Source organism: Streptomyces sp. NPDC046215 (genome assembly GCF_040646215.1).
Classification (GTDB): Bacteria; Actinomycetota; Actinomycetes; order Streptomycetales; family Streptomycetaceae; genus Streptomyces; species Streptomyces stramineus.
Window position 1 is genome coordinate 1 of sequence record NZ_JBEYZW010000167.1, and the last position, 4,960, is coordinate 4,960.

The 4,960-nt window shown below is 72.0% G+C and carries 4 protein-coding genes and 1 pseudogene; 3 read left to right on the plus strand and 2 right to left on the minus strand.

Annotated features, from left to right (window positions below):
- From ABZ951_RS33460 to ABZ951_RS33470, 3 genes and pseudogenes are all read left to right on the plus strand, one after another.
- A pseudogene (locus ABZ951_RS33460) lies at window positions 1-210 on the plus strand (2-oxoacid:ferredoxin oxidoreductase subunit beta); the annotation flags it as partial.
- A 199-nt stretch (window positions 211-409) separates the two neighbouring features.
- A complete protein-coding gene (rarD, locus tag ABZ951_RS33465) occupies window positions 410-1,450 on the plus strand; it encodes an EamA family transporter RarD (protein ID WP_344087410.1) in 1,041 nt (346 codons plus the stop codon).
- A gap of 113 nt (window positions 1,451-1,563) precedes the next feature.
- Window positions 1,564-2,910, plus strand: a complete 1,347-nt coding sequence (locus ABZ951_RS33470; RefSeq protein ID WP_344087407.1) for a M28 family metallopeptidase — start codon at window positions 1,564-1,566, stop codon at window positions 2,908-2,910.
- A gap of 84 nt (window positions 2,911-2,994) precedes the next feature.
- On the opposite strand, the gene ABZ951_RS33475 is transcribed toward ABZ951_RS33470, so the two are convergent.
- On the minus strand, window positions 2,995-3,864 hold the full coding sequence (locus tag ABZ951_RS33475) for an ABC transporter permease (protein ID WP_344087404.1): 870 nt from the start codon (window positions 3,862-3,864) through the stop codon (window positions 2,995-2,997).
- Entirely contained in the window at window positions 3,851-4,810 is a 960-nt protein-coding gene (locus ABZ951_RS33480) for an ABC transporter ATP-binding protein (RefSeq protein ID WP_344087401.1), read from the minus strand. Before ABZ951_RS33480 ends, ABZ951_RS33475 begins: the two co-directional genes overlap by 14 nt.
- Window positions 4,811-4,960 lie beyond the last annotated feature (150 nt).

The following is a 4,960-nucleotide window of genomic DNA, read 5'->3' on the forward strand; positions in this document are numbered from 1 at the left end:
GCCGCCTCCCCCACCACCGCCTTCGCCCTCTCCCGCCTCGCCGACCCCGACACCCTCCACCACACCCCCATCGGCGTCTTCCGCAGCACCGACCGGCCCGTCTACGACACCCAGATGACCGACCAGCTCGAAACCGCCACCGAACAACACGGCAAGGGCGACCTCGCCGCGCTGCTGACCGGCGGCGACACCTGGACCGTCGTCGGCTGACTCCTGCGGAGTGGCCGTCCCGGCCGGGTACCCCTCGGGGTGCCCGGCCGGGGTGTTTTCCGGGCCCTACAGCCCCGAGATGAGCTGCACCCCCAGCCTGAGGTTCTGTCATGACCGTTATCTGATACGGGCATGACACCGGGCCCCGCGCGGCGCTACCTTCGCAAGGTTGTCGCTGCGCTGTCCCTGGGAGGGACCCATGAAGCCGTCGCCCCCGGCCCGGAACGAGACCAGGACCGGGCTGCTGTGCAGCTTTGTCGCCTATTCCGTCTGGGGGCTCTTCCCCCTGTACTGGCCGCTGCTGGAGCCGAGCGGCGCGGTCGAGATCCTCGCGCACCGCATGGTGTGGTCCTTCGCCGTGGTCGCGCTCGCGCTGGCCGTCACCCGCCGCTGGGGGTGGATACGCCCGCTGCTCCGGGAGCCCAAACGGCTCGGGATGGTCGCGCTCGGCGCGCTCTTCATCTCCCTGAACTGGGGGGTCTACATCTGGGGCGTGAACTCCGGGCACGTCGTCGAGACGTCCATGGGGTACTTCATCAACCCCCTGGCCATCATCGCCTTCGGCGTCCTCGTGCTGCGCGAGCGGCTGCGCGTTCTTCAGTGGACGGCGGTCGGGATCGGTGTGCTGGCGGTCGTCGTCATGGCCGTCGCGTACGGCAAGCCGCCGTGGCTCGCGCTGGCGCTGGCGGCGTCGTTCAGCACGTACAGCCTGGTGAAGAAGAAGGTCGGGCTGGGCGGGCTGGAGTCGCTGGCCGCCGAGGCGGCCGTGCAGTTCCTGCCGGCGCTCGGCTTCCTGCTGTTCCTGGGCGCGCGCGGCGAGAGCACCTTCGTGTCCGCGGGCGCCGGGCACGCCCTGCTGCTGGCGGCCACCGGTCTGCTGTCCACCGTGCCGCTCCTGTGCTTCGGCGTGGCGGCCGTGCGGCTGCCGCTGTCGGTGCTCGGGATGCTCCAGTACCTGGCGCCCGTCTTCCAGTTCGCCCTCGGGCTGACGGTCTTCCACGAGCCGATGCCGGCCGAGCGGTGGGCGGGCTTCGTGCTGGTGTGGCTGGCGCTGGCGCTGCTGACCTGGGACGCGCTGCGGACGGCGCGGATCTCCCGGACGGAGTTGCGGGCCGCCCGGGCCAAGGCTGCCGAGCAGGAGCGGGCGGATATGCCCGACACGACCGGCGACGTCGCAACTCTTAACCCAGACGTCACAATTGCCCCTGGAACACCAGAAGCCACAGCTCAGGGCCGATAAGAGGGCGCCCGATATCCGGAAACCGGTGTCCCGTGTCCGAAATCCGCCCTTGACGCACCTTCAAGCCGCCCCCAACATCATGGCCACGTCAAATGGAGTTGGGAGCACCCCCCATGCTTGAACGAAACGGACCCACCCTCCCCCGAAGATCACGCGCCGTGGCCCTCCTGGCCACCGGCGCGGCCCTCACCGCGACCCTGCTCGGCGCCTCCGGCGCGGCCCAGGCGGCCCCCACCACCGCCAAGGCCCCCGCCAAGGCCGCCGCGCCCGACATATCCCTCGCGAACGTCAAGGCCCACCTGACCTCGCTGCAGTCGATAGCCGCCGCCAACGGCGGCAACCGCGCGCACGGCCGCAGCGGCTACAAGGCGTCCATCGACTTCGTGAAGGCCAAGCTGGACGCCGCCGGTTTCACCACGACCGTGCAGCAGTTCACCTCCAGCGGCGCCACCGGCTACAACCTGATCGCCGACTGGCCCGGCGGCGACGCCGGTCACGTCCTCTTCGCCGGTGCCCACCTCGACTCGGTGTCCTCGGGCGCGGGCATCAACGACAACGGCTCCGGCTCGGCGAGCATCCTGGAGACCGCCCTCACCGTGGCCCGCGAGGGCTACAAGCCCACCAAGCACCTGCGGTTCGCCTGGTGGGGCGCGGAAGAGCTGGGCATGGTCGGCTCGCGGTACTACGTCAACAACCTGCCCGCCGCGGAGCGGTCGAAGATCGACGGGTACCTGAACTTCGACATGCTCGCCTCGCCCAACGCCGGGTACTTCGTCTACGACGACGACAAGAAGATCGAGGGCGTCTTCAAGGACTTCTACGCCGCCCGGAGCATCTCCACCGAGATCGAGACCGAGGGCGACGGCCGTTCCGACCACGCGCCCTTCAAGAGCGCGGGCATCCCGGTCGGCGGGCTGTTCAGCGGCGCGGAGACCCGGAAGTCCGCCGCCCAGGCACAGAAGTGGGGCGGCACCGCCGGCCAGGCGTTCGACCGCTGCTACCACTCCTCCTGCGACTCCACGTCGAACATCAACGACAAGGCGCTGGACACCAACTCCGACGCCGTCGCCCACGCCGTGTGGACGCTGAGCGCGGGCACCCCCACCACGCCCGGCACGACGTTCGAGAACGCGGCGGACGTGGCGATCCCGGACGGCGGCGCGGCCGTCGAGTCCCCGGTCGCCGTCACCGGCATCGCCGGCAAGGCTCCCGCGGCGCTCAAGGCCGGTGTTGACATCAAGCACACCTGGCGCGGTGACGTGGTCGTCGACCTCGTCGGGCCGAGCGGCAAGGCGTACCGGCTGAAGAGCTCCAGCGGCAGCGACTCGGCGGACAACGTCATCGACACGTACACCGTCGACGCCTCCGCCGAGACGGCGAACGGGACGTGGAAGCTGCGCGTCCAGGACATCGCCGCCCAGGACTCCGGCTACCTCGACAGCTGGAAGCTCACCTTCTGAGCCTCCTGGGCACCTGGGACCACCACGGGCACAACCCCGCAGCGGGCCCGGGAGACCTCATCGGCCTCCCGGGCCCGCACCCGTTCAGGCGGTGATGTCCTTCGCGGTGAAGCGCGCCCACGCGGCCGAGCCGAAGACGGCCGCGTACAGCGCCTGGACGCCGAGGTTGTCCAGCACCTCGTCCCAGTAGACGGGCTGGCGCAAGAGGTCCGAGAAGCTCATCCAGTAGTGCGGGAACAGGTACGGCTGCACGGCGTGGAGCTGCGGGAACTGGTCGGCGATCTGGACCGTGATCAGCAGGCCCACCGTGGTGGCCATCGCCGCGATGCCGCTGCCGGTGAGGGTGGAGACGAACAGGCCCAGCGCCGCGACGCCCACCAGCGAGGCCGCCACCACCCCCGCGACGGCCAGCGCGCGCAGCAGCCCCTCGCCGAAGGACACGGTCGTGCCGCTGATCAGGGTGACCTCCCCGAGCGGGAAGAGCAGCGCCCCGACGGTCAGCGCCGAGACGGCCACGACGAGGGTCGCGGCGCAGCAGAAGACCAGCGTCGAGACGAACTTCGCGCACAGCAGCCGGGTGCGGCCGGCCGGGGCGACGAGCAGATAGCGCAGCGTCCCCGAGCCCGCCTCGCCGGCGACGGAGTCGCCCGCGACGACCCCGACGGCCATCGGCAGGAAGAACGGGAGGGTCGCGGCGAGCGAGGTGAAGACGAGGAAGAGCCCGTTGTTGGTGATCTGGCTGAGGAAGGCCGGGCCTCCGCCACCGTCCCCGGCCGTGCCGCCGCCGTCCGTCTCGACCTTGACGGCGATGCCGACGAGGACGGGTACGGCCGCGAGCACCCCGAGCAGGGCGAGGGTCCGCCACCGCCGGAAGACGGTGCCCACCTCGCTGCGGAAGAGCGACAGCTGCCACAGGGGGCTCGGGGGCCGCACCGCCGTCTCAGCCCGCGACATCGAAGCCCTCCCCGGTGAGGGCCACGAACGCATCCTCCAGGGAGGCGCGTTCGGCGCCGAAGGCCCTGACGCGCACCCCGGCCCCCACCAGTGCGGCGTTGAGGTCGGCGAGGTCGCGGGGGGCCTTGGTGACGGGGAGTTCGCCGGTGACGCGGTCGTCGGCGACCACGAGGTCGGTCACGCCGTGCTCCTTGAGGACGCGCACGGCGTCCGCGGTGTCGGGGGTGGTGACGGCCAGCCGGCCGTGGGCGGTGGCGGCCAGCTCGGTGACGGTGCCCTGGGTGAGCAGCCGGCCCCGGGCCATGACCGCCACATGGGTGCAGACCTGCTCGATCTCGTCCAAGAGGTGGGAGGAGAGGAAGACGGTGGTGCCGTCACCGGCGAGCTCCCGCACCAGGGCGCGGATCTCGCGCATGCCCTGGGGGTCGAGGCCGTTGGTCGGCTCGTCCAGGACGAGCAGCTCGCGGGGCCGGAGCAGGGCCGCGGCCAGGCCCAGGCGCTGTTTCATGCCCAGGGAGTAGGCGCGGGCCTTCTTGCCGGCCGCGGCGACGAGGCCCACCCGGTCGAGGGCCGCCTCGACCCGGGCGGCCCTGGTCCGGGGGTCGGCGGCGGGGTCGGCGGCGTCGAAGCGCACGAGGTTGTCGCGGCCGGAGAGAAAGCCGTAGAGGGCGGGGCCCTCGATCAGGGCGCCCACCGCGGGCAGCACCCGGCGGGCGGCGCGCGGCATCGGGCGGCCCAGCAGCTCGGCGGTGCCCGAGGTCGGTTCGACCAGGCCCATGAGCATCCGGATGGTGGTGGTCTTGCCGGAGCCGTTGGGGCCGAGGAAGCCGAAGACGCTGCCGCGGGGCACGACGAGATCGAGCCGGTCGACGGCGAGGCGGCCTCCCCAGCGCTTGGTGAGGCCGCGCGTGCGGATAGCGGCGCCGGCCGGCTCCCCTGGCTCCATGGCTCCCCCTGTTGTCGCGCCGTACGCGTGTCCGGACGGGCTGATTCGGCTGAGCTCAGCCCCAAAAACCCCACCCCGCAGTTGTTGAGGCGCCCCCCCCGGGCGCGCCCCCCCCCGCGGCAAACACAGCCCCCCACCCGCCCCCCCCCC